This window comes from Calothrix sp. FACHB-168 (genome assembly GCF_963889195.1).
In the GTDB taxonomy this organism is placed as follows: Bacteria; Cyanobacteriota; Cyanobacteriia; order Cyanobacteriales; family Nostocaceae; genus Aulosira; species Aulosira anomala_A.
This window is the reverse complement of record NZ_CAWPNJ010000015.1, coordinates 60,318-85,196: the sequence shown is the minus strand read 5'-3', so window position 1 is coordinate 85,196 and position 24,879 is coordinate 60,318. Positions and strand designations below refer to the sequence as shown.

Sequence of the window (24,879 nt, the reverse complement as noted above, 5' to 3'; positions counted from 1 at the left end):
CTTCGGCTCCATCAATTGGGGTTACCACCTCATTGCTACATAGTCTACTGACTGATAGCAAGAACAGTATTCACCAGTGTCTTACTCAGTATAGAAGGTTGACCAAAGAAGTTTGAAGTTTAAAGGATGAATTCAGAATTTCAGACTTTAGACTTCCGACTTTAGTCTTGAGTTGACACTGTGATATTCTGGTTTTGCAACCAGCCTGAAATGTTGGAGTTTCTCCAGTGTTCCTGGGTACCATATTTATATTCTATCGTGTCTACAGCTTCTTACTGGCCATCTCCTGATTTTTCTGTTGCTGCTTTTGTAGCAGCTAATGCGATCGTTGTCGGTTCAGTAAACATCAAAAGCGGAGTAAGCATTTGGTATGGAGCCGTAGTCAGAGCAGATGTAGAACGCATTGATATTGGTGAATACACAAATATCCAAGATGGTGCAATCCTACACTGTGACCCTGGCTTTCCTACTATCTTAGAAGATCGTGTCACCGTAGGACATCGTGCTGTGATACATTCTGCCTACATTGAGCGAGGAAGTTTGATTGGCATTGGCGCAATCATTTTAGATGGTGTACGTGTAGGTACTGGTAGCATTATTGGTGCTGGTGCTGTAGTTACTAAGGATGTACCGCCATTTTCCTTAGTTATGGGCGTTCCTGGCAAAGTTGTCCGCCAAATTACCGACACCGAAGCCGCAGAATTAATCGCACACGCTGAAAAATACCAAAAATTAGCCTTGGTTCACGCCGGTAAGGGAACTGATATTGGCTTTACCAAGCCGGTATGAGGCTGGGGGACAAGGGAGACAAGGAAGACAAGGAAGACAAGGAAGCAGGATAAACAACTGACAACTGACAACTGACAACTGACAACTGACCAAATTGTAAACATTCTTTACAATAGGACTGGAAAAATTTTCCACTTCTAGCTAACAATAAAAATGAGAGTAGTTGACAAAAGTTTAATTTATTTAACAGAGGGGTTCTAAATATGGACATTGATTTTCGCGTAGCAGTTGTTCTAGCTCCAATTGCCATTGCTGCTGGTTGGGCTGTATTTAATATTGGCGCTGCTGCATTAAGACAAGTGCAAAACTTTTTAAACAGAGAAGCCTAAACTCACATAAAAATTAACATTTTTTAACCGGCTGTTTCTTTTTCTAGGAACAGTCGGTTAGTTAATGTTAGGGCATTGGGCATTGGGCATTGGGCATTGATTATTTTCCTTTGTTTTCTATGTTCCCTTTGCTACCTCATCCTTATTCATCCTCCTCAAATCTGTGGATATTGATTCTTTACTTAAATCATTCCAGCCTTTTGGTATAAATTTAGGACTTGCACGGATTGTCAAACTTTTGGATAATCTGGGCAATCCTCATCAGCAAGTGCCAGTAATTCATGTTGCCGGGACTAATGGTAAAGGTTCTGTATGTGCCTATCTTTCATCGATTTTGACTGAGGCGGGGTATCGTACAGGACGTTATATTTCTCCCCATTTAGTCGATTGGACTGAACGGATTTGTATTAATGAACAAGCAATTTCCTCAGAAGAATTGTCTAAATTATTACAACAAGTCCAAAGTGTTATTGCTCCTGATGAAGAATCGCCAACTCAATTTGAAGTGATTACCGCCGCAGCTTGGTTATATTTCGCCCAGCAGCAACTTGATGTAGCAGTGGTAGAAGTGGGATTAGGTGGGCGCTTAGATGCAACTAATGTGTGTGATAACCCGTTAGTAACAGTAATTACTTCCATCAGTCGCGAACATTGGCAACAACTAGGCCCGACTGTAACCGATATTGCTAGAGAAAAAGCGGGAATTCTCAAACCAGGATGCCCGGTGGTTGTGGGACAATTACCAGCAGATGCCCTAGAAGTTGTGCGATCGCGAATTGGAGAATTACAATGCCCAGTAGTCATACCCCAGCCTGCACGCTCCATATCCTCCGGCTGGGCTGAATACCAAACTCAGGAAAATTCTAAAATTATTCAATATCCCCTACCTTTACAAGGACAAATTCAATTAACTAATTCCGCCTTAGCTTTAGCTGCTATAGAAATTCTCCAAAAACAGGGATGGCACATTTCCCAAACAGCCATAATTAATGGTATGGGACAAACTAAATGGCCTGGACGTATTCAATGGGTAACTTGGCAAAAGCATACATTATTACTGGATGGTGCCCATAACCCGGCTGGTGCTAAAGTATTACGCGATTATGTAGATAGTCTCAATCATCCCTCTGTGACTTGGGTGATGGGAATGATGGCAAATAAAGACCACGCTGATATTTTTCAAGTATTATTACGCCCAGAAGATAAATTATTTCTCGTACCAGTACCGGATACATCTTCAGCTAGTCCCGATAAATTAGCCAAACTAGCTACTGATATTTGTCCAAACTTAAGTTTGTGCCAATCTCATCCAGATTTATTATCAGCCCTACAAGCAGCCTTTACGGCATCAGACAACTTAGTTGTCTTGTGCGGTTCCCTATATTTAATCGGACATTTTCTCGCAAATAAATAATTGAGGCAATGCAAATATAAATAGTTAGTTAAAATAAATTACAAATCTTCATATATTTATGATAATTTAAACACGCTTCCTGGAAATGTCAGAACTCTTGATGAGTGCGATCGCTTGGCTACTCAAGTCTACAAACTTCACTAGCAAAGACTTTTCCCTAGTTAGATGTCGTGGTTTGACTTAGTTTGAACGCTGATAGTAAGTATTTAAATTTATTATGTAAATTTAATTTATATTTGTAGCGACAACTATATTTTCTGGGCAAAATTAACTGAGAAATTGTCTGGCAGAAAAATACCTTAATTGACACTGCTATAAGAATTTCTAGTTAATAGGAGATAAATATGCTAAAAGTAGTTGTTGGTCACAGTGATGATCCAGATTCTCAAGACGCAATTGCCGAAGTTTTAGAACATTGTGTTCACGATTTAGCAGGAGTTATACCTCAAGCAGGTATCTTATTTACAGCTATTGATTTTGAGCATGAGTTAATTCTCAAAGAAATTAACCAAGTATTTCCCGAACTAGATTTGATAGGTTGTACTACAGATGGTGAAACCTCCTCGGTATTAGGGTTTCAACAAGACTCTGTAACCCTAATGCTGTTTTCTTCTGACACTGTAGAAATCAGTGCTGGTATCGGTTATCAAGCCAAAGAAAACCCCTTCGCTGCTGCTGAACAAGCTGTCAAACAAGCAACAGCAAAAATGACTAATAGCCCAAAATTATGTATTACTCTACCAGCCAGCTATCTAGAAGATGGTTCAACAACGAATGGAGAGTTAATTCTCCAAGGTTTGAAACTAGTCTTAGGCTCCCAAATGCCAATTGTCGGCGGTGCAGCAGGAGATCAGTTTAGATTTCAAAAAACCTACCAATTTTATCACAATCAAGTACTGACTGATGCTTTACCAGTTTTGATATTTGCCGGAGATATTAATTTTTCTTATGGCATTGCCTGTGGTTGGCAACCGATTGGACGCAAAAGCGTAGTTACCAAAGCCGAAGGAACCGTCCTTTACGAAATTGATGGTAGGACAGCAATGGAATATTATCAGAAATATTTAGGCGATCGCCCGCCAACAGCAGAACATCCCCTAGCTGTATATGAAGGAGATAGCGATCGCTATTATATGCGCGTGCCTAATAGACACGATATGGAAACTGGCAGTATCAATTTTCTCGGTAATGTCCCAGAGAATGCCACAATTCAAGTTACAGATAGTCGTCGGGATGAGGTAATTGCTGCTGCCGAAGCTTCATTCCAAACAGCTTTAAAAAATTATCCCGGAACTGAACCAGAAGCGATTTTATTATTTTCTTGTTGCTGTCGCCGTTGGCTTTTAGGCACTAGAGCAAAAGAAGAATATCAACTAGTCAAAAATGCCGTTGCTCAAGAAATACCTATTTGTGGATTCTATACCTATGGTGAATTTGCGCCCCTAGAACCTCATGGTTCTTCTTACTATCATCAAGAAACTTTTGTGACTTTGCTTCTAGGAACAAAATAGGGACTATGGAACCCATTGACTATGAGAAAAAACTAAAAGAATTAGAAAAAAATGTTCGGACATTAAAAAAGAAGCTAGAGCGATCGGAAGCCGATCGCCAACAACTAGAAAACGCCAGCGAAGTCAGAGAAAACATCCTCAAAAATGTCATTTCTGAGTTAGAGGAGTCACAAATAGCTCTGAAAAATCGTGGCGATGAGTTAGAGGAGGCGCTCAAAAATCTCAAAACTTTACAGATGAAATTAGTGGAATCAGAAAAGATGTCCGCTTTGGGAGTAATGGTGGCTGGGATTGCCCATGAAATTAACAACCCAGTCAACTTTATCTATGCTAATTTAAATTATGCTCAACAATATTTTCAAGATTTACTGAGGCTAATTTTACTTTATCAACAATATTATCCCGAACCAGATTTAGCAATTAAAAAAGAAATAAAAGAAATTGACCTTGATTTTCTCCAGCGAGATTTGGAAAAAATTTTCCAATCTATGAATGTAGGAGCAGAGCGAATTACAGAAATAGTTAAATCACTCAGGACTTTTTCCCGATTAGATGAAGCTGAATTTAAAGCAGTTGATATTCATCAAGGTATCGACAGCACACTAGTTATTTTAAATAACCGACTCAAAGGAGCAGGCGGTAATATTGCCGAAATTAAAGTCAGTAAAAATTATGGCAAATTACCTTTAATTAATTGTTATGCTGGACATATGAATCAAGTCTTTATGAACATTTTAGTTAATGCTATTGATTCTTTAGAAGAAACAATATTAAAGGCAGCTAAAACTGATTCTCAATCAATTATGCAGCAGCCAGAAATTAAAATTCAAACAGCAGTTATACAGAATAATTGGCTAGAAATTCGGATTGCTGATAATGGTATGGGCATGGATGAAAAGGTGCTGACAAAATTATTCGATCCCTTCTTTACAACTAAACAAGTAGGTAAAGGTACAGGTTTAGGTTTAGCAATTAGTTACCAAATTATTATTGAATTACATAATGGGAAATTAGAATGCTATTCAGAACCAGGAAAAGGTGCTGAGTTTGTCATCCAAATTCCCACTAGTTAATGCTAGAAGTAAATAGGGACAAAGAACTTTAGATTTTAAATTTTTGAATGTGATATTTCACCAAAATCTAAAATTTTTACCAATGCCCAATGCCCAATGCCCAATGCCCAATGCCCTACACCCGATTATTCCATTCTTGCGCTGCATCTTCTACAGCTTTATCTACAGTTTTTTCGCCTAACATTGCAGCTTGTAAGTTTTCATAAATTGCTTTTTGCAATTTTTTAATGTCTTTCAAATTCGGCTTTAATATTTCCGCCTGTTGTAGTTGTTGGGCGCTGACAACCCTAGCTTTTTCTACAGTTGTGGCATTAGCAGGAACATCTTTAAAGTAGCTGTCAGTAAGTGATTTTACTGTAGAGGGAAGAACATTAGCCGCTTTAGCAAAAGCTAATTGATTTTGATCGTTAGTGAGAAATAGGGCAAATTTTACCGCCGCATCTGGGTACTTACTATCTTTAGGGATGACTACATTCATCACAGCTACATTTTTCTTCCCAGTATCGCCGGTAATTTGCGGTGCGATCGCGGAAGCTTGAGCAATTTTTGGTGCATTATTGGCGATCGTTTTCAGAAACTCAGGCCCAGAAGCCAAAAATGCTGTTTCTCCCGCTTGATATAAATCAATAGCATGACGATGACCTTGAGTTAATACCTCTTTCGGCAACAATCCTTTGTTATACAAATCCACCCAATACTGAAAAGCGGCTTTTCCTGGAGGAGAATTAAAAGCGGCTTTCCCTTCGGTATCTACTAAGGTGACTCCCATTTGTACAAAAGATTCTAATACTTCTCCAGAATCTTGCGGTACAAAAGTGACAAAAAAGGCATATTTACCAGTTTTATCTTTAATTTGTTGGGCAACTTGGGCTAATTCTGCGTAAGTACTCGGTGATTTGTTGATACCTGCCTGTTTTAACAAATCAGTGTTATAAATGGTTAGCCGGGTGGTGAGGTACCAGGGAATACCAAAACTTTTACCATTGATTGTGCTGGCTTTCCAAATATTGGGCAAATAGGAGGAACGTACTTCTTGTGGAACTTTAGTATCTAGATCCAACCAAGCATTTCTTCCTGCAAGTTGCGCTGCAAAATCCGGATTGAGGTTGACAACATCAGGTGGCGTTTTCCCTGATACAGCTGTTAAGATTTTGTTCTCCATCGCAGCCCAGGGTATATCCACCCAATTAATCTTTATACCTTGATTTTGTGACTCAAAACGAGCAATCAAGTTTTGAAAATAGTCCGTAAATTGAGGTTGAAGTTGCATTGTCCAAAACTCAATCTTTGCTCCTTGTGCCACAGATTGTTTGGTTTCTGTAGCAACTTTACCCGTGCTACAACTAACAATCCAGCTAGTTAATAAACCTAGCAGTACAAATACAGATAGACGTTTGAATTTGTGAATTTTAAACATTTTACTAGTATATTTACGCTTGCTTTGAACGAAAAGCTTATGCAGAATTGTCGAGATTATAGGCTAAATCAATTACCTAGTACCAAGATAGTTTTTTAGTATCATTTAACTTTTCAATTTAGCAGTGCGACGGGCAAGAAAGTGGTGAAAAGCTTCAATAGTCTGTTTGGCAAATCGAATAAAGGAGTCGGTATTGAACTAGCACCTGAACGTGTGAATATAGTTCAATTACGCAAACAGCGTCAAGGCTTTAAAATAGAAGCCTTAGTATCGGTAGAAGTTCCAGAAGGACTAATTACCGATGGTCAAATTGTCGATCCGCCAGCAATGGCGCTGTTAATTCAGCAAGCGCTGAATGACAATAAAATCAAAGCTTCTCGGGTTGCGACTGCTGTACCAGGACGAGATTCAATTGTACGTTTAATACCTGTACCAGCCGAGTTAGATGATAAAGAACTGCGGGAAATGGTACTCAACCATGAAGCAGCTTTATATTTACCCTATCCCCGTGAAGAAGCTGATGTAGATTACCAAAAACTCGGCTACTTTGTAGACGAAGATGGGATAGAAAAGGTACAAGTACTATTAGTAGCTACACGTAAGGAGGTTACGGACACATACATAAATACATTTGAGCAAGCTGGATTAGAAATTGATGTTTTAGAGATTAACAGTTTTGCGCTCATTCGCACAATTCGCGATCAACTGCGACAATTTGGCCCCCAAGAAGCAGCAGTATTAGTCGATATCGAGTTTGACAGTTCAGAAATTGCCATTATTGTCAATGGTGTACCCCAATTTTCGCGAACTGTACCGATAGGCACTTATCAAATGCAACATGCCTTATCAAAAGCAATGAGTTTACCAACTACGCGAGATATGGAATTGTTGCAAGGTATGGCGATTATGGCAACTCCTGTAGAGGCTGGTAAAACTGGTCTTACCGACATCAATCCAGGTATGGCAGCTATATTAAGAGTTTTGGGAGAACTAACTGACGAACTGCGTCGTTCTATTGATTTTTATCTCAATCAGAGTGAAAACCTAGAGATAGCACAAATTTTCCTGGCTGGCCCTGGTGGTGGGCTACAACAGCTAGATGAGTTTTTCACCCAAAGATTAAGCTTGCCAACTGCCCAAATCGATCCAATAGCATCTTTATCCTTAGAAATTAACGACGAAAAGTACCCTATAGTACAACGCTCTGGGTTAGCGACAGTACTAGGTCTAGGAATGAGGGAGGTTTAACAGAATGTACAGTCTGGATATTAACTTTCTCAAAGACCGCCCAAATTACCAAAAAAATACCAGTAAAAAACCTGGAATTAAATTCCCCACTGGGAATTTAACACCGTTATATGTGGGAGTAGCATTAGGCATTTGCTTCCCTGCGGCGGCGGTAGGTGGTTTGTGGTGGTTACAAGCGAAAGTGGTGGAGTCAGAGCAAAAAATAGCACAACTAGATGAGGAAAACAAGAAGTTAGACACAGAAATTGGAAATATTAACAAAATTAAAGAAGAGACTAACAAAGTTAAAGGAGAGACACAAGCTTTAGTGTCAGTGTTTGACCAAATTCGCCCTTGGTCAGCTATGTTACAAGATTTGCGCGATCGCATTCCAGCTAAAGTGCAAATTGAAAACATCAAGCAAACAGCACCTACAGCGCCAGTAGCAGGGCAACCAGCAGGTAATCCGGCTGGTGGCATAGAAATTGTCGGAATGGCACGCTCTTTCAACGATGTCAATGATTTCTTGCTCAGTTTGCAACAGTCAAGATTTTTAAAATCCTCAGAAAGCAAAATTGTGACAGCAGATTTAGTGGATGCACCAGTACAACCAGCAGATGTGAATGCTAAAGAGGGTAAAAAAATTCCGCCGCTTCGAGTGGTTAAATACACTATTCAATCAAGCTTGAGTGATGTTCCCGCCTCGGAATTAATCCGAGAGTTGGAGCAGAAAGGCACAGTGGGACTGGTGGCACGAATTCGTAGTATGCAACAAACAGGAGTCATTGCCAAATGACGGTAAGTGAAGATTTTAATTTTGCAGAAAATAATGGGGACTTGAGTGAATCTTCAGGTGGTAAACAGCTGTTTGGCATTAGTATCACCCCCCAACTGATTGGTATTTTAGTAGCGGTTTTAGGTATTGCTGGAGCCTTATATGTTGTCTTGAATATGGTAATGCCTGCTTGGGATAGCTATCAACAACAGCAAGGAAAAATTGGTGAACTACAAGGACAAGTCGATCAAAAAAAAGCCAGCCTGAGAAAAATTGATCTGGTGAAAGCTGAACTAGAGCAGGCAAAACAGCAACAAGTCCAGGTTTTAAGTTTATTTGCTAGTGAAAAAACCTTAGATACATTGTTACTAGATTTGAATCGCTTAGTGGAAACTACTAATGCTCAAGTTTCTGCCACTGGTGTGAGAGGTGAACTGAAAAAATTTGCACCAGTATCACAAAAAGCAGAACCGATAGTTGATGGCAGTCTGGGGCTACAAGTTGATGGCAAGCTAAAACGCAGCAGCGTCAATATTCAAATTGTTGGTACTTATGAACAAACGCAATCAATTCTGCGGAATATTGAGCGTTTACAACCATTGTTGATTGTCAAAGATTATCAATCAAATTTGGAAAGAATACCCATTGAATCGTCGTCAGACCAAGGTGCAAAGAAGCCAACTGCTTTTTTAACCTCAATTAATACAAATTTCCAGTTACAAGCATTAATGCCACTTACTACAGAGGAAATAGCGGCGGCGGCAGCAGCAGCTACCCCTCCTAAGAAGTAACAGCAATTAGTCACAAAAAAGCCAGGAAATAACCCTAATCCCCAGCCCGTCAACCTTTTATGGGTAAAACAGGTTGAAATATACCTACTCAAAAATTATTTGTCAACAAGGTTTTATTAGGTGAGGAATGAACTGTGAAACAGCTTCACGGTAATAATTTATTATTGGGCACTGCCGCATTTATCTTCTTGGCAGCTCAACCGGTTTGGGCAGATATTAGTCAAATTACTGACGTACAGTTAAATCCCGTTGATGGCGGAATTAATGTCGTTTTAAAAACCTCCTCAGGTTCGCGCCCACAAATTTTTACAACAAAAAGAGGTAAAGCTCTAGTTACAGATATTATTAATACTCAACTACGGTTACCACAAGGCAATAATTTCCGTAAAGATAACCCCGCTTCGGGAATTGCCTCCGTCGAAATTATTCAGCTTGATGCTAATAGCGTCCGGGTGGTGGTAACTGGAAGCAATAATACCCCTAGCAATCAGCCTGTAGTGCGAAAAGATAATGGTATTACTCTTAGCTTTAGCCCTGCTGCTGGTACGACAGCATCAACACCAACACCAGCAACACCACCATCGACTACGCCATCTACTACTACCCCATCCCAACCAAGTCAACCCTCAGGTGTTCTAGTCCCCAATCCGGAAGTGACGATTGATGGGAAGCCTGCACAACCGGCAGGCCCTGGTCAACCTGTATATCAAGGGCCGCCTTTCTTACCTAGAGCTGTAGCTCCACCAGTAGGAGATATTGCTATTTCTAATACTGATGCTTCTCCCAGTACGATTGACCTAGCTACTCAAGAACGTGTCCCGCGTTTAGTACTCAGAGATGCACCAGTGCGAGAGGTTTTATCCCTACTAGCTCGTGCGGCTGGTTTGAACCTCGCTTATATAGGTGGAGAGGGTGCAGGAGCAGGAGCAGGAGCAGGTGGTGCAACAGCAGGTGGACAAGCCAGTTCTCAAACGATTTCTTTAGATATAGAAAATGAACCTGTACAAGATGTATTTAATTACGTCTTGCGTTTGAGTGGTTTAGAGGCCAACCGTAGTGGGCGGACTATTTTTGTCGGCTCAAAACTGCCTACTTCTACCCGTGATACGGTGATGCGTAGTCTGCGTCTAAATCAGGTAACAGTGGGTGTGGCGCTCAACTTTTTAGTCGGTATGGGTGCAGAAAGCGCCATTAGCCGCGAACGATTGGTTACTAGTGTTAGTGCTGTTCCTGTGGGTAATTCAACCGCCGCCGTTACCCAAACTCAGACCACTACAGAAACTAAATTAGAGACTCAAAGAGTTGATTTTCAAGACTCTAATCCATTACTTAGAGGTTTACAGGCCTTAGGAGACGAGCGGACTAATTCTATTACTTTAATTGGTTCTCCCCGGCTGATTGATATTGCAATGGCGCAATTAACTCAGCTTGATATCCGCCGTCGTCAAGTGGTGGTTAATGTCAAAATTGTGGATGTGAATCTCACAGGAACCCAAGATTACAACACCAGCTTTTCTTTTGGTGCGGGGAACAACTTCTTTGCTGTTGATGGTGGTGCAGCATCTTTCAATTTTGGTGGCTCTAGACCTGCTAACGCTAGTGAAGCATCAAGAAGTGTGACTGAAACTCCAGTTATCACCAACCCTGTTACAGGAACGCCTTTCCTTGATCCTAATAGCGGTATCAGTATTCCTGGGACTACTCCAGGTACTATAGTAGTGAATCCAAATGGTACAACCACGAGAACCCAAAACCCCGGAAGCGGAACCTTTTATCAACCTATTGCTCCGAGTAGTACTAATCCACTACAACCAGGTTTCTCTACTATCACTCCAGCTACTGATACTGTTGTAACGCGGAATTCTGATGGAACAACAACTGTTACACAAGGTACTCTTGGTACAGTTACAACAGCTCTTCCCTCTTTATACCAATTCCCCAAACGGTTACTTGCTAGTTTGCAGGCTCAGGTGACAAATGGTAATGCCAAGATTTTGACTGACCCAACTTTAATTGTACAAGAAGGTCAGCAAGCTCTTGTTAATCTGACTCAGGAAGTAGTAGGAAACATCACGCTTCAAACAACGGATACTTCAGGTGGTTCTAGAACTGAGAGAACAATAGAAAAACAAAAAGTTGGTCTGACGTTGAATGTAAAAATTGAACGAATTGATGATAATGGTTTTGTTTCTCTGTCGGTTGCTCCCACTGTCAGCGCACCTACAGCTGCTGAAAATACAGGAAATGGACAAATCGTTTTAGTGTCGGAACGTTCTTTGACTTCTGGGATGATTCGTTTACGAGATGGTCAGACGCTGATTCTCTCAGGTATTATTCAAGACCAAGATAGGACTAGTGTATCGAAGATTCCTATTTTAGGTGACTTACCTTTAATTGGTTCGCTGTTTAGAAAGACTAATAGAAGTAATGAACGCAGAGAGGTGATTGTGATGCTAACACCTCAAATTATGGATGATTCGGAACGCTCTTCTTATGGCTATAACTATAATCCCAGTCCAGAGGTGCGGCAATTGTTGGAACGTCGCGGTTGGCAGCCTTCTAATAAGCGATAATAATAATTCGTAATTCGTAATTCGTAATTCGTAATTACGGAGGCTGGTGAGAATTTGTTGACGAATTTTAGAGATTTTGGGATTAGGGAGATGAGAGATTTATTGGTCTCTCATCTCTATTTATTTTTTGGGTTTTGAGTGAGGAAGGTAATAATAATTTAAGCATTATGGCTGTCAGGTTCTGTGGATGTGATACCTGTAAGTTGTAATGTTTTTTCCATTTCTAGGCGTTGTTCGACGTTGCGGAGGAAATAACCGTCTACCATTGCGGAACCTAAGAGTCTACCTAGTTCTTCGCGATTGGTGGTAATTAAGGACTGATATTTGTCATTGGGTAAGTTACCTAACATTTCTACAATGGCGCGTTGAATTAGGCGCAATACTTCGGGTGATGTGGGTTGAGAAAGTTGAGCAACTGTTTGGGGATTTAAGGATTGTATGTATTGCAACAAGTTATTGTTTTGGGTTGGCGATTCAAAGTAATCTGGCTGGCGAGGGGAAAGGTTACTCATGTTTTTTACTTCAATTACGCTTGATTTATTTATTAATTTATCGGGTTGTTGATTTTGAGAGGGTTGGTGAAACCGAACTTTGAAGGCAGGGTTTGTTCTACTCTGGCTTGGGAGGAGGAAATTTATTTTTTTAACGCGAAGGTACGCTGAGGTTGGCGCGAAGGTACGCTGAGGTTTTTTGAGGTTCTAAATCTTCAACTTTCGTTAACCAATGGTTGTTATAAAACAAAAGTACAGATAATACTTTGTGAGCAGATAGCGATCGCTCTTTAGCACAACAGTTTCTTGAATACGGGAGTCTGCGCTGTGATAGATGAAATCGACCAACTTTTGGCGGATTGGCAGCATAAAATTAATGCTGCTAGCCAAAATCTCCTGGAATTACAAGAACAGTCTACATATCAGCGACTTTGTGGTTATTCTGGCTATCCTAAAGTTAAGTTGGCGGGAATTACGGCGATAAGGGTGACTCCGGCACTGGAGGCGATGAACGATCTGTTTCAATATTTCGATTTATTAGTGCAGGTGGTGGAGAAGGCGAGTAAGTTACGTCAGCAATTACCACGATTTTTAGCCAGCGCAGACAAGATTGATGAGATTAAAAAACTGTTGATAGGTGCTTCCATTGATTTACCAGCAGTACAGACACCGCTTGCACAAAGAGAATTGCTGAGTGCTACTCATACAGTAAATGCGATCGCACCTGGGGAGTTATTACAAGTGATGACTCACGCTTTTTCTGTGGCTAGGGATGCTGTTTTAGCTGTGGATGAGGCTTGGAATCATTTAGATAACATTTTGGCAGATACAGAATCGCAAATTTACGCACTGCAAAATTCAGCAGAATTCTTAGATAGTCAAGTGATTGATGAACTGGTACAAATTCAAACTGCGATCGCATCTTTGCGTCAAAGAGTAGAAGAAGATCCTCTAGGGGTGAGGGTGGAGGTTGAACAAAAAATTCAGCCGATGTTGATAAAAGTAAAGTCGGTTGTTGAACAAGCACTGCAACAGCAACGTCAAATCCGCGCAAGATTTGCGATCGCTCACGATTTGTTAGAAAAATTAACTACAATCCAGGCAAATTCTCTAGTTACTTTTGCGGAAACTCAGGAGAAAATCGTGGGGTATTTAATCAAATCGCCTTCATTGACGGCGGAGGAGTTAAATGCCCTGATTCAATGGTTAACTAGGTTAGAAACTAAGCTGGCGGAGGGGTTAGTTAATCCAGTTATCATCGGTTTAGAGAATTGGATCGATAAAGCTCAAGCTTACATAGCATCAGAACAGCAAGTATTTACTGCTAATAGCGCCCTTTTAGCCAATCGTCAGGAGTTACGCGGACGTTTAGATGCTCTCCAAGCTAAAGCATTAGCTAAAGGATTAATTGAAGATGGCAAACTATCCGATATAGCTGCACAAGCAAAGCAAATTTTATACACGCGCCCCACGGCTTTAGATAAGGCGGCTGAGTTAGTCTCTCAGTATGAGAAGCGGTTGAATTGGGGCATGGGGAATTAGGTATGGGGCATTGGGCATAGGGCATTGGGCATGGGGGGTAATGAATTGATGATGGCTGTTGAGGCTTTTATCTCGAATGTTGCACCTTTTATCTCGAACGTTGAGCCTTTTATCTCGAACGTTGAGCCTTTTATCTCGAACGTTGAGCCTTTTATCTCGAATGTTGAGCCTTTTATGTCGAACGTTGAGCCTTTTATCTCGAACGTTGCACCTTTTATGCTGAAAGTTGCGCCTTTTATCCCGAATGTTGAGCCTTTTATCTTGAACGTTGCACCTTTTATCTCAAAAGTTGAGCCTTTTAGGGACTTCCAAGAAATAAATTATCCAATCTTGTGGGGTGGGCAGCGTTCGACTGAGCGCTCACGCCGAAGTCTTGCCCGCCTTTGACTATGGGCGGGCGAGACGCCCACCCCACAATCAATAGTTGTATATTTTTTTATTTGGAAGTCCCTTATCCCGAATGTTGAGCTTTTTATCTCGAAATTTCACCCTTATCTCTTCACAAATGACAAATGACAAATGACAAATGACTAGGAGAACTAAATGAACGGCGATCGCTGTACGAGAAATGCCTGTACTGGCATGATTGAAGATGGTTACTGTAATGTCTGTGGGTTGGCGGCGGTAAAATCTGCCCCTGTCAGCCAAAAGCAAAGTGTAAATGTGACTGCAAGAAGTTCTCCGGTGACTACGGGTACGGGTTCTTCGCCGTTAACTAACCGTTCTAAGGGTTCGCGGCGTACTAGCGGTACTTCTGCTCGCAGTAGTCGCAGACAATTAGGTGCTGGGTTAATCTCTGTACCAGAATTACCTTCTACTGATCCAGAAAAGGCGCTTCTGCTTAACCCAATGGTGCCGGAGAATAAGCGTTTTTGTAGTAATTGCAATCACCAGTTGCGCCGGGAAAAGGGATTTTGTAGCAAGTGCGGACAGAAATATTCGTTTATTCCTAGTCTGAATCCTGGGGATTTAGTTGTCGGACAATATGAAGTCAAAGGCGCGATCGCTTATGGTGGTTTAGGCTGGATTTATTTAGGTTTTGATAAAACTCTCTCTCGCTATGTTGTCTTAAAAGGACTGCTGAATACAGAAGATGCAGCTAGCGCAGCAGTCGCGGTAGCCGAAAGACAATTCCTTGCAGCCGTAAAACACGCCAATATCGTAGGAATTTACAACTTTGTGAATCACGGTACTGAAGGTTTTATTGTCATGGAATATGTTGGCGGTAAAACTCTCAAGGAAATTCGTAAAAGTCGGGGGACTTTACCTGTAGCGGAAGCGATCGCTTATATTCACCGCATTCTCAGTGCTTTTGCTTATTTACATTCTTTAGGGATGGTATATTGCGACTTCAAACCAGACAATATTATGGTTGAAGGCGGCGATGTGAAGCTAATTGACTTGGGTGGCGTGCGCCGGATTGAGGATTTAGATGGCGATATTTACGGTACAGTAGGTTATAGCGCCCCAGAAGCAGGTGAAGGGCCGACAGTTGTATCCGATTTATTTACTATTGGCAGAACTTTGGCAGTATTGCTGACTAATATTAAAGGCTTTAGTAAAGAACACCTGTATACATTACCCAGTCCCGAAGAAGAACCGTTATTTGCCCAACAAGAATCTCTGTATCGCTTCTTAATTAAAGCCACTGCGGAAAATCCTGACGATCGCTTTCAATCAGCCGATGAAATGGCGGATCAGTTATTGGGTGTACTGCGGGAAGTTGTCGCCCTGGAAACAAATATTCCTCGTCCAGCTGCTAGCCATGTGTTAGGGGGAGATATGCTAGCGCTGACTTACGGTGGTAGTTTGGAGCCAATTAAACCAGATTATGAACAATTACCGTTACCAATCCTAGATTCTAACGATCCTGGATTTAATGCAGTGCTAAATGCTAGCGCGATCGCCGATCCGATGAAACGGGCGATGAGTTTAGATGAAGTTGTCAAGCAATTTCCTGATTCCCGCGAAGCATTATTGCGGTTAGCCAATAGCTTGATTGAGGGGTTGAATTTTGCCGAAGCAGAGCAAACCTTAGCCAAACTCGAAGCTAAAGATCCTTGGGATTGGCGAATTTTTTGGTATCGGGGGCGGGCTTTAATGGCGCAAAATCAAGCACAAGCCGCGCAAAAAGCTTTCGATCAAGTTTATTTTGACTTACCGGGAGAGTTAGCACCCAAGTTGGCGCTGGGTTTAGCTGCAGAACAGGCGCAAAATTATCAACTAGCAATTAAGATGTACGAGTTAGTTATCCGTACAGATCCCAGCTATGTAACAGCAGCCTTTGGTTTAGCCCGTTGTTTGTCTGCAACAGGCGATCGCCAAGGAGCAGTCGCCGCTTTAGGAAGAGTACCGCCAAGTTCTAGTTTATTTATGCGATCGCGAGTCGAAATTGCTCGGACTTTAATTAACCGCGATCGCGATATTCCCAGTTTTCAAGAACTACAAACAGCTTCCTCTGCGATCGAAACCCTGACATTAGAAGGAATGGATCGCTATCGGCTCATTCAACAAGTTCTAGAAACAGCCTTAAATTTACTCACCTCAAAGCAATTAAAAGTCACTCCTAGTATGAAGATTTTAGGACAACCCCTGCAAGAAAAACATCTGCGCCAAGGGCTAGAAAAAGCCTTGCGAGACATGGCACATCTAGCCACAGGTAAGGAGAAAATCCACTTAGTTGATGAAGCCAACCGCATACGCCCAAGGACTTTAATTTAAGTCAGCAGACAATTGTAGAGACGCGATTCATCGCGTCTCCGCCCAATGCCCAATGCCCAATGCCCAATAATAATTATGCAATGCCCAAAATGTGGTGCTTCAGTCCTAATAGAGGACAAATTTTGTGAGGAATGCGGTACGCCTTTAACCGCTAGTAAACCGCCAACAGCTACGCAAGGCTGTGAAAAATGCGGTGCGGGAATAGAAGCCATTGATACAGATGGTTACTGTAGTAATTGCGGATTTCGCAGGGAAGCTAAAAAGAGCGATCGCATCGAAATAATTATTAATTCACAGTTAGCGGGAGTGAGCGATCGCGGTTTGAGACATCACCGCAATGAAGATTTTTTGGCTCTACACCAGATTAATGACTCGCAGGTAAATATTCTCGTAGTTTGTGATGGTGTTTCTAGTGCGGAACAACCAGATTTAGCCGCCCGTAATGCTGCTGAAACTGCGGCTGGGAAATTAGCTCATGTTTGGCAAAGTGGAGAAAAACCAGAGTTAGCGATTAAATCCGCCTTTGCTGCGGCGCTCGATTCTGTATGTAATATTCCTTGTATATCTGGTGTAAATTCCGATCCACCATCAACTACTATTGTGGCGGCGATTGTGTATAACCGTACCGTTACTATTGGTTGGTTAGGTGACAGTCGCGCTTATTGGATTTCTGGTAAGGCTTCCCAACAATTAACTCAGGATGATTCTTGGTTATATGAGGTGGTAGCCGCAGGAGAAATGAGCGAAGCTGAAGCGAGAAAATCTCCTCAAGCTCATGCGATTACTCGCTGGCTAGGAGCAGATGCGGTGGCTGATGCTACGCCTTCAATAGTGAATTTTACGGTTCCTGAGTCGGGATATTTGCTTTTATGTAGTGATGGATTATGGAATTATGCTCCAAAAGCTGAGGAATTAGCTCAGTTGGTGGCGCGATCGCCTGGGAAAGATGCGATTAGTGTCTCTCGGAGTTTGGTGGAGTTTGCGCGGCAAGGTGGCGGACATGACAATATTACGGTGGCTGTTTTGGCGTTATAAGCTCAATTATGGTGTAAAAAACGAACCGCGAAGACGCGAAGTACACGAAGAAGAAAATGAAGAAAGAAAAGAAGAAATATTAAGAATGAGTAAACTCATCAAAATTTTGGCGATAAACCACTAGCTCCTAACCCCTAGCCCCTAATATGTCAAACCAATTCAAAGCGGAAGTTTTTCAAAACCAATATTTACACGAAGGTGCTAAAGAAGTTCATGCCATCATGACTGTCAGCGTGGAAAAGGGTGATGGTGTACCCGTTTCTACTAGTAATGACAGACTTTTTGGCATTATCTGTGATGTCTCTGGTTCAATGGGCGGCGGTAAAATTCACGCTGCTAAGGATGCAATGGTAAAAGTTGTGAGTTTGTTACCAGAGGATGCTTACTTTTTTATTGTCACAGGTTCTAGTAAAGCGAGTGTAGTTTTCCCGGTGTCTAAAGCTACACCTGAAAAGAAAGAAGAAGCGATCGCCGCAATTAAAAGAATCCTGGCTAATGGTGGTACGCTCATGTCTAAGTGGTTAACTGAAGCGCTGGCACAGTTTAACAAGAAACCCGACGCTGTGCGCCAAGCTTTACTGCTAACTGATGGTATGAATGATGATACAGATGAGCAAGCATTGCAGAAAATTTTACAGCAGTGTGAGGGTGTGTTTCAGTGTGATTGCCGAGGTGTGGGGACTGATTGGCGGGTTGCTCAACTCCAGCAAATCGCTGGGAAACTCTTGGGGACGACTGATATTATTCCCGATGCGGCAATGATTGAAGCTGATTTTCAGGCAATTTTAGCAAAAGCTATGAGTAAGAATGTCAGCGATGTCACTATGCGTTTGTGGACGCCCCAAGGAGCTAAGGTACTATTTTGCAAACAGGTGAGTCCAGATATTGTTGATTTAACACATCGTGGTAAAGCAGTTAAACCACAAATGTTGGAATACCCTACTGGTGCTTGGGGTAGGGATGAGTCCCGCGATTACCACTTTTGCATCGAAGTTAATGCCGGTAATGTGGGGGATGAAATGTTAGCCGGTCGCGCTAGCTTAGTTTATACCGTTAATGGTGTAGAAACAAAAGTAGCAGAAGCCCGGATTTTGGCAACTTGGACAGATGATGAAGCCAAATCTACCAAAATTAATAAGCGAGTTGCGCACTATACCGGACAAGCAGAACTAGCGCAATCAATTCAAGAAGGATTAGAAGCCCGTGCTAAGGGCGATATTGAAGTTGCTACCGCCAAATTAGGTAAAGCTGTGAAATTAGCTCATGAATCTGGAAATGAAGCTACAGCCAAACTGCTCAAAACTGTTGTTGATGTGGAGGATGCACCTACAGGTACAGTGCGGTTGAAGCGAGATGTAGCCAAGGAAGACGCGATGGCATTAGAAACTCGTTCTACAAAAACTACTCGCATTCCTAAGTCTAATTAACTCACCATGTAATTATGTTAATGTCAACATCAAGACTCATTACTAAAAATGCGAATTTAATGAAGTCTCTACAAGATTACACAACAGTTATCCGTCCTGATGACAATGGCACCTTTGTTGCCTATGTTCCCGCAATTGAGGGTTGTCATGCTTGGGGTACAACTCCAGATGAAGCACGTACTGAGCTAGATTCGGTATTCGATATGATACAAGAAGAATATGCAGAAAATGGGCGATCGCTACCTGAAGATGTTGAGCTAGTAATTGCCAATGCCAGCTAAAGCCAGTGAATTAGAAAAGGTAGCAAAAAAGTTAGGCTTTGTTAGAGCTCGCTAAAAAGGGGCGAGCAACAACAATTCCAATTCATGGAAATGCGGAAATTGGTAGCTGGCTATTTCACGAAATTCAAGAAGCAAATGGGTATTACAGAAGAAGAGTTTGAGCAACTTCGTTAATAAAGCAGTTCATATTTCTTGTGACAGCGAAGAAGTATAGAAATAATTATGCCTATATATAAATGTCCTAAAGGTCACGAATCCACAGAATCAGATTTTTGTTCGGAGTGTGGTGCCAAAATTCTCGGTATAGCTGAACCAAAAATAGCTAAAACAACAGTAAATATTCAAACTTGCCCAGCTTGTAGTGCGCCTCACGAAGTTGACAGTGGGGACTATTGCGAGATTTGTGGTTATAACTTTGTTACTCAAGCACATGGAGAATTAGCGATCGCTAAAATTCCCCAAGAAGAAAAGGTAACACAAAAACAAGCATCTGTTTTTACTCCCCCATCCCCGATTATCGGTTGGCAAGTAGTGGTGACAATCGATCCATCTCTGCGTCATCCCGAAAGCCCAGAACCCCCAACAGAACAAGCGCCGATAGTTTTTCCATTAGAAAAGGAAACTAACCTTATCGGTCGCAATAGTCAAGTTAGGGCTATTCATCCAGAAATTGCTCTAGATTTTGACGGTGCAGTTTCTCACCGCCATGCTTTATTAAACCGTCAAGCAAATGGTACATTCACCCTGCGTGATATTGGTTCTTCTAACGGTACACAATTCAAAGGCGTAGAGTTAAAGCCAATGGTAGATATTCCTCTACAAGATGGCGACGAATTCACCTTAGGACATTGGACAAGAATTGCGATCGCAGCAATTCGCTGAATTAAGTCACAGATGCCCAATGCCCAATGACGGCAGTTGCTTTAAGCCGGGAAACCCGTCCAACGCACTGCCTCCCCCATGCCCCATGCCCCATACCCAATATGAGTAAAATTATTGCAGTTTCAAATAAAGCAATTCGCGGACTGACGACACCGCAACTGCTCAACGGTGGTTTATATCTAACCTGGCTAACCAGTGTCTTACTACTAATTAGTATTATTAGCGGAGTTCAAGCACAGAGACAGGCGATTAAAACTGTAGGACAAGATTCCACCCCCAGTATCGTCACGGCGCAACGCCTAAAAGATGGACTGGCGGGAATGGATGCTAATGTTGTGAACGAACTCCTAGTACCAACGGGACAAAATCAAGATGCTATTAAAGGTTACGAAGAACGATATTTAAGAGTTACAGAAAGGTTAGTAGCGGCGGCTGAAAGTATCTCATTTGGAGATATAGAACGCAAACCAATTGAAACTATGCAGTTGGCTTTAGGTAACTATTTAGCTAAAATCCAGCAAGCGAGAGATTCTCACGCCCGTGGGGATAATAATGCCATGCTGATTGCTTATCGCGCTGCTAGCGAAATCATGGATAAAACCCTTCTCCCCGCAGCCGATGAGTTAGATAAGGTAAATCTGCAAGCTTTAGATGCTACTTACACTCAGAAAAAAGTTGCTACACAAAATTATATATTTTCTATTTTTTTAATTGGTTTAGCACTAATTATTTTGCTGGGTTGGCTACAAATATTTCTCAGCAGACAGATGCGTCGTACTTTTAATCCAGCGCTTTTATTAGCAACTGCGATCGCACTTGGCTTGTTAAATTATACAGCTGGTGCTTTGTTATCAGCTTCCCAAAACCTGAGAGTAGCGACAGAAGACGCTTTTACTTCTATGCATACCTTACGCCAAGCTAGAGCGATCGCCTATATCGCTAATACTGCCAAAAGTCGCTATTTACTTGACACTGCTTTTGCTAGCAATCATGAACAAGCTTTTGTACAAAATATCGCTCAAATTGCCCAAGTACCACCAGGAAAGACTATTGAGTCAGTAGTAGAAGCTTATAAATATGAGTATGCCAAAGTCGATGGGTTTACAGGTTACTTAGCTGATGAACTGAAAAATATTGTTTTTACAGGTGAAAAAGCAGCAACATTAGCAAATCTGGCGAGTTTGGGAACTTATTTGACAATCGATCGCCAAATTCGCGATTTAGAAAAAAGCGGCAAACATCAAGAAGCGATCGCTTTATCCTTAGGTAATAACCCAGGACAGTCAAGTTGGGCGTTTGAGCAGTTGAAAGCAAATAATCAAAAAGCTTTTGATATTAACCAAGCTGCTTTCGACAAAGCAATCAAGCAAGGCTTTCGCGATCTCGAAGGTTTTGAACTTAAAGCTACAGTAGCGCTGAGTGCGATCGCGCTTTTAACATTATTCGGGCTAACACCACGTATCAAAGAGTACTTTGTTTAATCATCTACAGCAATTCCAAATAGGTTGTGGTGATTTCCAATTCAAAAAATAACCAATCGCTATGCAAGTAGGGAAGGGAAGACAAGAAGGACAAGGGAGATAAATGACTGTTGACTGTTGACTGTTGACTGTTGACTGTTGACTGTTGACTGTTGACTGTTGACTGTTGACTGTTGACTGTTGACTGTTGACTGTTGACTGTTGACGCCAACACACTTATCTATTGACATAAATTATAGGAATTTCAATAATAAATTTTGTTCCTTGTCCTGGTGTAGATTCACACCACAATTTACCGCCATGCTTTTCGGTAATAATTTGATAACTAATAGATAAACCTAAGCCTGTACCTTTACCAACTGGCTTTGTCGTAAAGAAGGGATCGAATAACTTCTGACAAATTTCTGGTTTAATTCCCGGGCCATTGTCAGCGATACAAATTTGCACCCAGTTGTTATTAATTACTTCTGTGTGAATTGAAATGATACAGGAATTAACAGCAGTTCTTGTTTGCAATTGTTGCTTACTATGTTCTTCTAAAGCATCAATCGCATTACTAATAATATTCATAAATACCTGATTTAATTGTCCTGCATGACATTCTACAGGCGGTAAATCACCATATTTTTTAATAACTTGAATTTCTGGGTGTTCTGAATGTGCTTTTAAACGATTGTGGAGAATAATAATAGTGCTATCAATGCCATCGTGAATATTTACATCTTTAACTTCGGCTTCATCCAAACGCGAGAAATTCCTTAACGAAAGCACAATCTCTCGAATTCTCGTAGTTCCTATGCGCGTTGATTGCAAGGCTTTACTTAAGTCTTCGATGAGAAATTCTATATCGATAGATTCGAGAACATCGGCAATTTCTTCTGGCGGCTGAGGATAATATTTTTGATATAGTGCTACGAGATTTATTAAATCTTGAGTATATTCACTAATATGGGAAATATTACCATGAATAAAGTTAACAGGGTTATTAATTTCATGGGCTACACCTGCAACCATTTGCCCCAAACTGGACATTTTTTCACTTTGAATCATTTGCAGTTGGGTTTGCTTAAGTTCATACAAGGTGTTTTCTAGTTCTTGGGTTTGTTGTTGGAGTTTAATTTCTGCTTGTTTGCGATCGCTAATATCTCGCAAAATCCCCTGCCATCCAATAACTTGATCATCAGCATCTTTGAGAATTGAGGTATTAGATGTTACCCAACCCCAAGTTCCATCTTTTTTCGGATGGCGAAACTCGATATCATTACCGCTCTCACCTGTCTCAATAATTTGGTTGAGAAATGCCATCACTTGCGGTAAATCTTCAGGGTGAATCAATGGTACAAATGATTGATTTAACCATTCGCAAACTTCGTAGCCGAAAATATCCTCAAATTTGGGTGATATATAAGTGATAGTACTATCTAGTAAGGTACTCCATATAACATCATTGGCATTTTCTACAAGGTTGCGGAATTTGGCTTCGCTTTCAGCCAACGCCAGTTCAGAACGCTTGCGTTCACTAATATCTCGAATGACTCCCAAGGCATGGATTTTACCATTGTAAAAAATAGGACTGGCTGATACCTCAACATCGATCAAAGTACCATCTTTGTGTAGATCTAATCCTTGACCGTGAAATTGATTACCAGATCTAATGTCACGGATAAACTCAGCAAATCTTGGTAGGGTATCTTGATGGACAAACTCTGGCGGCTGAAGTTTGACAAATTCCTCTTGAGAATAGCCATGCATCTGACAAATAGCATGATTAGCGACAACAATTTTTCCTGTTTCTACATCAATGATGTTGATACCATCACTAACATTTTCAAAAATGGTACGGTAGAGAATTTCTTGTTGTTCTAGTGCGTTTTGAGCTTGTTTGCGTTCTGTAATATCTGTGGCGGTGACGACAATTTGATGGATGCGCGAAGTACTATCTTTTAAAGGTGTGACACTGACAGACCACCAGGTTTCTTGGCCATTAGCACAAAAATGTTCTTCAAAAAAGCTAGTTGTACCGGAATGGACAGCCTCTGCATAATGTTGGCGGTAAAGTGCAGCCATATCCTTAGACATTGCTTCCGCCAAAGTTTTACCCAAGATGCTTGGCATATCTACAGTTCTGTTACGAGCGATCGCCGGATTATAATCGACAAAGCGGAACTCTTGACCGTTATCTAAAACATCAAAGACAAAAATGCCATAGTCTACGCCTTCCCAGACACTTTGTAATAGCTGAGTTTGTTCTAACAGACGCTGTTCGGTGCATTTGCGATCGCGTATATCGCGGCTAATAGTTGCCAAGCCTATAGGCTGATTCGTAACTGGATCTTTCACTAAAAACAGAGTATAGTCAATTAAAATCGGCTCTCCCGTGACAAGATGGCGAAACCGAAATTCACTTTGCCAATAACCTTCCTGGATTACAGTTGGTAAAATACTTTCCTGAAATAACTCCATGTCTTCAGGTAAGATAAACTCACTGATATGTTTGGTTTTAGTTTCCTCCATATCCTGCAATCCAACTAACTTCATTCCTGCTGGATTCAGGTAAAAAGGTTCCCCTGTAATTGATGCAACGCCAATAAAATCGGCACTGGCTTCGAGAATTTTTATCAAAATTTGATGTTCTTCGCTGGGTTGAGCAAAAAATATCTTATTTTCTCGTCCTGGTGTTGTTTGCTGCCCTAATTCTTGCTCTAACTGCGCTACCCTTTCTCGGAGAGTCATTAATTCTTGCTTCAGGCTAGCTGCGCTCTCAGTTTCTATAACTATTGATTCTGGCGATATCTCATTGTGAGTGGAAGAGAACTGAGTCATATCTTTGAACCCGTAGCAGATTAGTTTTCCTAGATGCTCTAGTTGTACTTAATCTAGAGTTCCCTTGTATGACAACAAGTAAACAAAAATTACCTAACTTCGTCAAAAGTCAAAAGTCAATGGTCAAAATTCAGGTTTTTGGACTATGGACTATTGACAATTGACAAAAAGCATGAAAAATATCTGACACTGCGTAAGTCCTAATATTTTTCATGATGCGATCGCCAAAACACTGATAAATGACTGCGCGATCGCTCTTGTGCTTGCAAGTTTTGGGAACGCTGGAGAATTTTCTGG

The 24,879-nt window shown here is 41.3% G+C and carries 21 protein-coding genes; 17 read left to right on the top strand and 4 right to left on the bottom strand.

Going from position 1 to position 24,879, the window contains the following annotated elements; translation table 11 throughout:
* Positions 1–258: 258 nt before the first annotated feature.
* The 5 genes from AACW45_RS08375 to AACW45_RS08355 all read left to right on the top strand — a co-directional run bounded on the left by AACW45_RS08375 (position 259) and on the right by AACW45_RS08355 (position 5,116).
* Positions 259–789, top strand: coding sequence for a gamma carbonic anhydrase family protein (locus AACW45_RS08375; RefSeq protein WP_190632571.1), 531 nt, complete (start codon positions 259–261; stop codon positions 787–789).
* A gap of 203 nt (positions 790–992) precedes the next feature.
* A complete protein-coding gene (locus AACW45_RS08370; protein ID WP_045870083.1) occupies positions 993–1,118 on the top strand; it encodes a photosystem II protein Y in 126 nt (41 codons plus the stop codon).
* 163 nt (positions 1,119–1,281) lie between these two features.
* The gene (locus AACW45_RS08365; RefSeq protein ID WP_190632570.1) at positions 1,282–2,532 is read left to right on the top strand and encodes a glutamate ligase domain-containing protein; all 1,251 of its coding nucleotides are present in this window, start codon (positions 1,282–1,284) and stop codon (positions 2,530–2,532) included.
* A gap of 344 nt (positions 2,533–2,876) precedes the next feature.
* The gene (locus AACW45_RS08360; protein ID WP_190632569.1) at positions 2,877–4,043 is read left to right on the top strand and encodes an FIST signal transduction protein; all 1,167 of its coding nucleotides are present in this window, start codon (positions 2,877–2,879) and stop codon (positions 4,041–4,043) included.
* A gap of 5 nt (positions 4,044–4,048) precedes the next feature.
* Positions 4,049–5,116: a sensor histidine kinase gene (locus AACW45_RS08355; protein ID WP_190632568.1), complete on the top strand. Its 1,068-nt coding sequence runs from the start codon at positions 4,049–4,051 to the stop codon at positions 5,114–5,116.
* A 115-nt stretch (positions 5,117–5,231) separates the two neighbouring features.
* Here AACW45_RS08355 and AACW45_RS08350 read toward each other — a convergent pair whose 3' ends face one another.
* Positions 5,232–6,533, bottom strand: a complete 1,302-nt coding sequence (locus AACW45_RS08350) for an ABC transporter substrate-binding protein (RefSeq protein ID WP_190632567.1) — start codon at positions 6,531–6,533, stop codon at positions 5,232–5,234.
* A gap of 141 nt (positions 6,534–6,674) precedes the next feature.
* On the opposite strand from AACW45_RS08350, the gene pilM reads away from it, so the two are divergent.
* From pilM to AACW45_RS08330, 4 genes are all read left to right on the top strand, one after another.
* On the top strand, positions 6,675–7,781 hold the full coding sequence (gene pilM, locus AACW45_RS08345) for a type IV pilus assembly protein PilM (RefSeq protein ID WP_190632566.1): 1,107 nt from the start codon (positions 6,675–6,677) through the stop codon (positions 7,779–7,781).
* A 4-nt stretch (positions 7,782–7,785) separates the two neighbouring features.
* Positions 7,786–8,556 (top strand): PilN domain-containing protein, encoded by a 771-nt coding sequence (locus AACW45_RS08340; protein WP_190632565.1) that lies wholly within the window; start codon positions 7,786–7,788, stop codon positions 8,554–8,556.
* Complete coding sequence (locus tag AACW45_RS08335; RefSeq protein WP_190632564.1) at positions 8,553–9,326, top strand: pilus assembly protein PilO; 774 nt, start codon at positions 8,553–8,555, stop codon at positions 9,324–9,326. Before AACW45_RS08340 ends, AACW45_RS08335 begins: the two co-directional genes overlap by 4 nt.
* A 134-nt stretch (positions 9,327–9,460) precedes the next feature.
* Positions 9,461–11,899 carry an AMIN domain-containing protein gene (locus tag AACW45_RS08330; protein WP_190632563.1) on the top strand — a complete coding sequence of 813 codons (2,439 nt, stop codon included), beginning with the start codon at positions 9,461–9,463 and terminating at the stop codon, positions 11,897–11,899.
* Between the two features lie 158 nt (positions 11,900–12,057).
* Here AACW45_RS08330 and AACW45_RS08325 read toward each other — a convergent pair whose 3' ends face one another.
* Positions 12,058–12,411: a DUF760 domain-containing protein gene (locus AACW45_RS08325; protein ID WP_190632562.1), complete on the bottom strand. Its 354-nt coding sequence runs from the start codon at positions 12,409–12,411 to the stop codon at positions 12,058–12,060.
* 306 nt (positions 12,412–12,717) lie between these two features.
* On the opposite strand from AACW45_RS08325, the gene AACW45_RS08320 reads away from it, so the two are divergent.
* The 8 genes from AACW45_RS08320 to AACW45_RS08285 all read left to right on the top strand — a co-directional run bounded on the left by AACW45_RS08320 (position 12,718) and on the right by AACW45_RS08285 (position 21,759).
* Positions 12,718–13,932 carry a hypothetical protein gene (locus AACW45_RS08320; RefSeq protein ID WP_190632561.1) on the top strand — a complete coding sequence of 405 codons (1,215 nt, stop codon included), beginning with the start codon at positions 12,718–12,720 and terminating at the stop codon, positions 13,930–13,932.
* Between the two features lie 30 nt (positions 13,933–13,962).
* Positions 13,963–14,319 (top strand): hypothetical protein, encoded by a 357-nt coding sequence (locus tag AACW45_RS08315; protein ID WP_190632560.1) that lies wholly within the window; start codon positions 13,963–13,965, stop codon positions 14,317–14,319.
* A gap of 156 nt (positions 14,320–14,475) precedes the next feature.
* Positions 14,476–16,653 carry a serine/threonine-protein kinase gene (locus AACW45_RS08310; protein WP_190632559.1) on the top strand — a complete coding sequence of 726 codons (2,178 nt, stop codon included), beginning with the start codon at positions 14,476–14,478 and terminating at the stop codon, positions 16,651–16,653.
* Between the two features lie 45 nt (positions 16,654–16,698).
* Positions 16,699–17,688 carry a PP2C family serine/threonine-protein phosphatase gene (locus AACW45_RS08305; RefSeq protein ID WP_199331090.1) on the top strand — a complete coding sequence of 330 codons (990 nt, stop codon included), beginning with the start codon at positions 16,699–16,701 and terminating at the stop codon, positions 17,686–17,688.
* Between the two features lie 146 nt (positions 17,689–17,834).
* Complete coding sequence (locus tag AACW45_RS08300) at positions 17,835–19,115, top strand: vWA domain-containing protein (RefSeq protein ID WP_190632558.1); 1,281 nt, start codon at positions 17,835–17,837, stop codon at positions 19,113–19,115.
* A 59-nt stretch (positions 19,116–19,174) separates the two neighbouring features.
* Positions 19,175–19,396, top strand: coding sequence for a type II toxin-antitoxin system HicB family antitoxin (locus tag AACW45_RS08295; RefSeq protein WP_190632557.1), 222 nt, complete (start codon positions 19,175–19,177; stop codon positions 19,394–19,396).
* A 222-nt stretch (positions 19,397–19,618) separates the two neighbouring features.
* Positions 19,619–20,278 carry an FHA domain-containing protein gene (locus AACW45_RS08290; RefSeq protein ID WP_190632556.1) on the top strand — a complete coding sequence of 220 codons (660 nt, stop codon included), beginning with the start codon at positions 19,619–19,621 and terminating at the stop codon, positions 20,276–20,278.
* Between the two features lie 26 nt (positions 20,279–20,304).
* Positions 20,305–21,759 carry a hypothetical protein gene (locus tag AACW45_RS08285; protein WP_242045496.1) on the top strand — a complete coding sequence of 485 codons (1,455 nt, stop codon included), beginning with the start codon at positions 20,305–20,307 and terminating at the stop codon, positions 21,757–21,759.
* Between the two features lie 4 nt (positions 21,760–21,763).
* On the opposite strand, the gene AACW45_RS08280 is transcribed toward AACW45_RS08285, so the two are convergent.
* Together AACW45_RS08280 and AACW45_RS08275 are read right to left on the bottom strand one after the other, a co-directional pair.
* Positions 21,764–21,973: a hypothetical protein gene (locus tag AACW45_RS08280; RefSeq protein WP_190632555.1), complete on the bottom strand. Its 210-nt coding sequence runs from the start codon at positions 21,971–21,973 to the stop codon at positions 21,764–21,766.
* A gap of 2 nt (positions 21,974–21,975) precedes the next feature.
* Positions 21,976–24,582 (bottom strand): PAS domain-containing sensor histidine kinase, encoded by a 2,607-nt coding sequence (locus AACW45_RS08275; RefSeq protein ID WP_190632554.1) that lies wholly within the window; start codon positions 24,580–24,582, stop codon positions 21,976–21,978.
* Positions 24,583–24,879: the final 297 nt, after the last annotated feature.

Excerpts from the sequence above, each read along its gene's own strand:
- AACW45_RS08305 (WP_199331090.1), top strand. The coding sequence starts at position 16,699 with ATGCCCAATGCCCAATGCCCAATAATAATTATGCAATGCCCAAAATGT.
- AACW45_RS08285 (WP_242045496.1), top strand. The coding sequence starts at position 20,305 with ATGACGGCAGTTGCTTTAAGCCGGGAAACCCGTCCAACGCACTGCCTC.
- AACW45_RS08310 (WP_190632559.1), top strand. The coding sequence starts at position 14,476 with ATGAACGGCGATCGCTGTACGAGAAATGCCTGTACTGGCATGATTGAA.
- AACW45_RS08290 (WP_190632556.1), top strand. The coding sequence starts at position 19,619 with ATGCCTATATATAAATGTCCTAAAGGTCACGAATCCACAGAATCAGAT.
- AACW45_RS08350 (WP_190632567.1), bottom strand. The coding sequence starts at position 6,533 with ATGTTTAAAATTCACAAATTCAAACGTCTATCTGTATTTGTACTGCTA.
- AACW45_RS08295 (WP_190632557.1), top strand. The coding sequence starts at position 19,175 with ATGAAGTCTCTACAAGATTACACAACAGTTATCCGTCCTGATGACAAT.
- AACW45_RS08370 (WP_045870083.1), top strand. The coding sequence starts at position 993 with ATGGACATTGATTTTCGCGTAGCAGTTGTTCTAGCTCCAATTGCCATT.
- AACW45_RS08315 (WP_190632560.1), top strand. The coding sequence starts at position 13,963 with ATGGGGGGTAATGAATTGATGATGGCTGTTGAGGCTTTTATCTCGAAT.
- AACW45_RS08360 (WP_190632569.1), top strand. The coding sequence starts at position 2,877 with ATGCTAAAAGTAGTTGTTGGTCACAGTGATGATCCAGATTCTCAAGAC.
- AACW45_RS08355 (WP_190632568.1), top strand. The coding sequence starts at position 4,049 with ATGGAACCCATTGACTATGAGAAAAAACTAAAAGAATTAGAAAAAAAT.
- AACW45_RS08340 (WP_190632565.1), top strand. The coding sequence starts at position 7,786 with ATGTACAGTCTGGATATTAACTTTCTCAAAGACCGCCCAAATTACCAA.
- AACW45_RS08275 (WP_190632554.1), bottom strand. The coding sequence starts at position 24,582 with ATGACTCAGTTCTCTTCCACTCACAATGAGATATCGCCAGAATCAATA.
- AACW45_RS08300 (WP_190632558.1), top strand. The coding sequence starts at position 17,835 with ATGTCAAACCAATTCAAAGCGGAAGTTTTTCAAAACCAATATTTACAC.
- AACW45_RS08335 (WP_190632564.1), top strand. The coding sequence starts at position 8,553 with ATGACGGTAAGTGAAGATTTTAATTTTGCAGAAAATAATGGGGACTTG.
- AACW45_RS08325 (WP_190632562.1), bottom strand. The coding sequence starts at position 12,411 with ATGAGTAACCTTTCCCCTCGCCAGCCAGATTACTTTGAATCGCCAACC.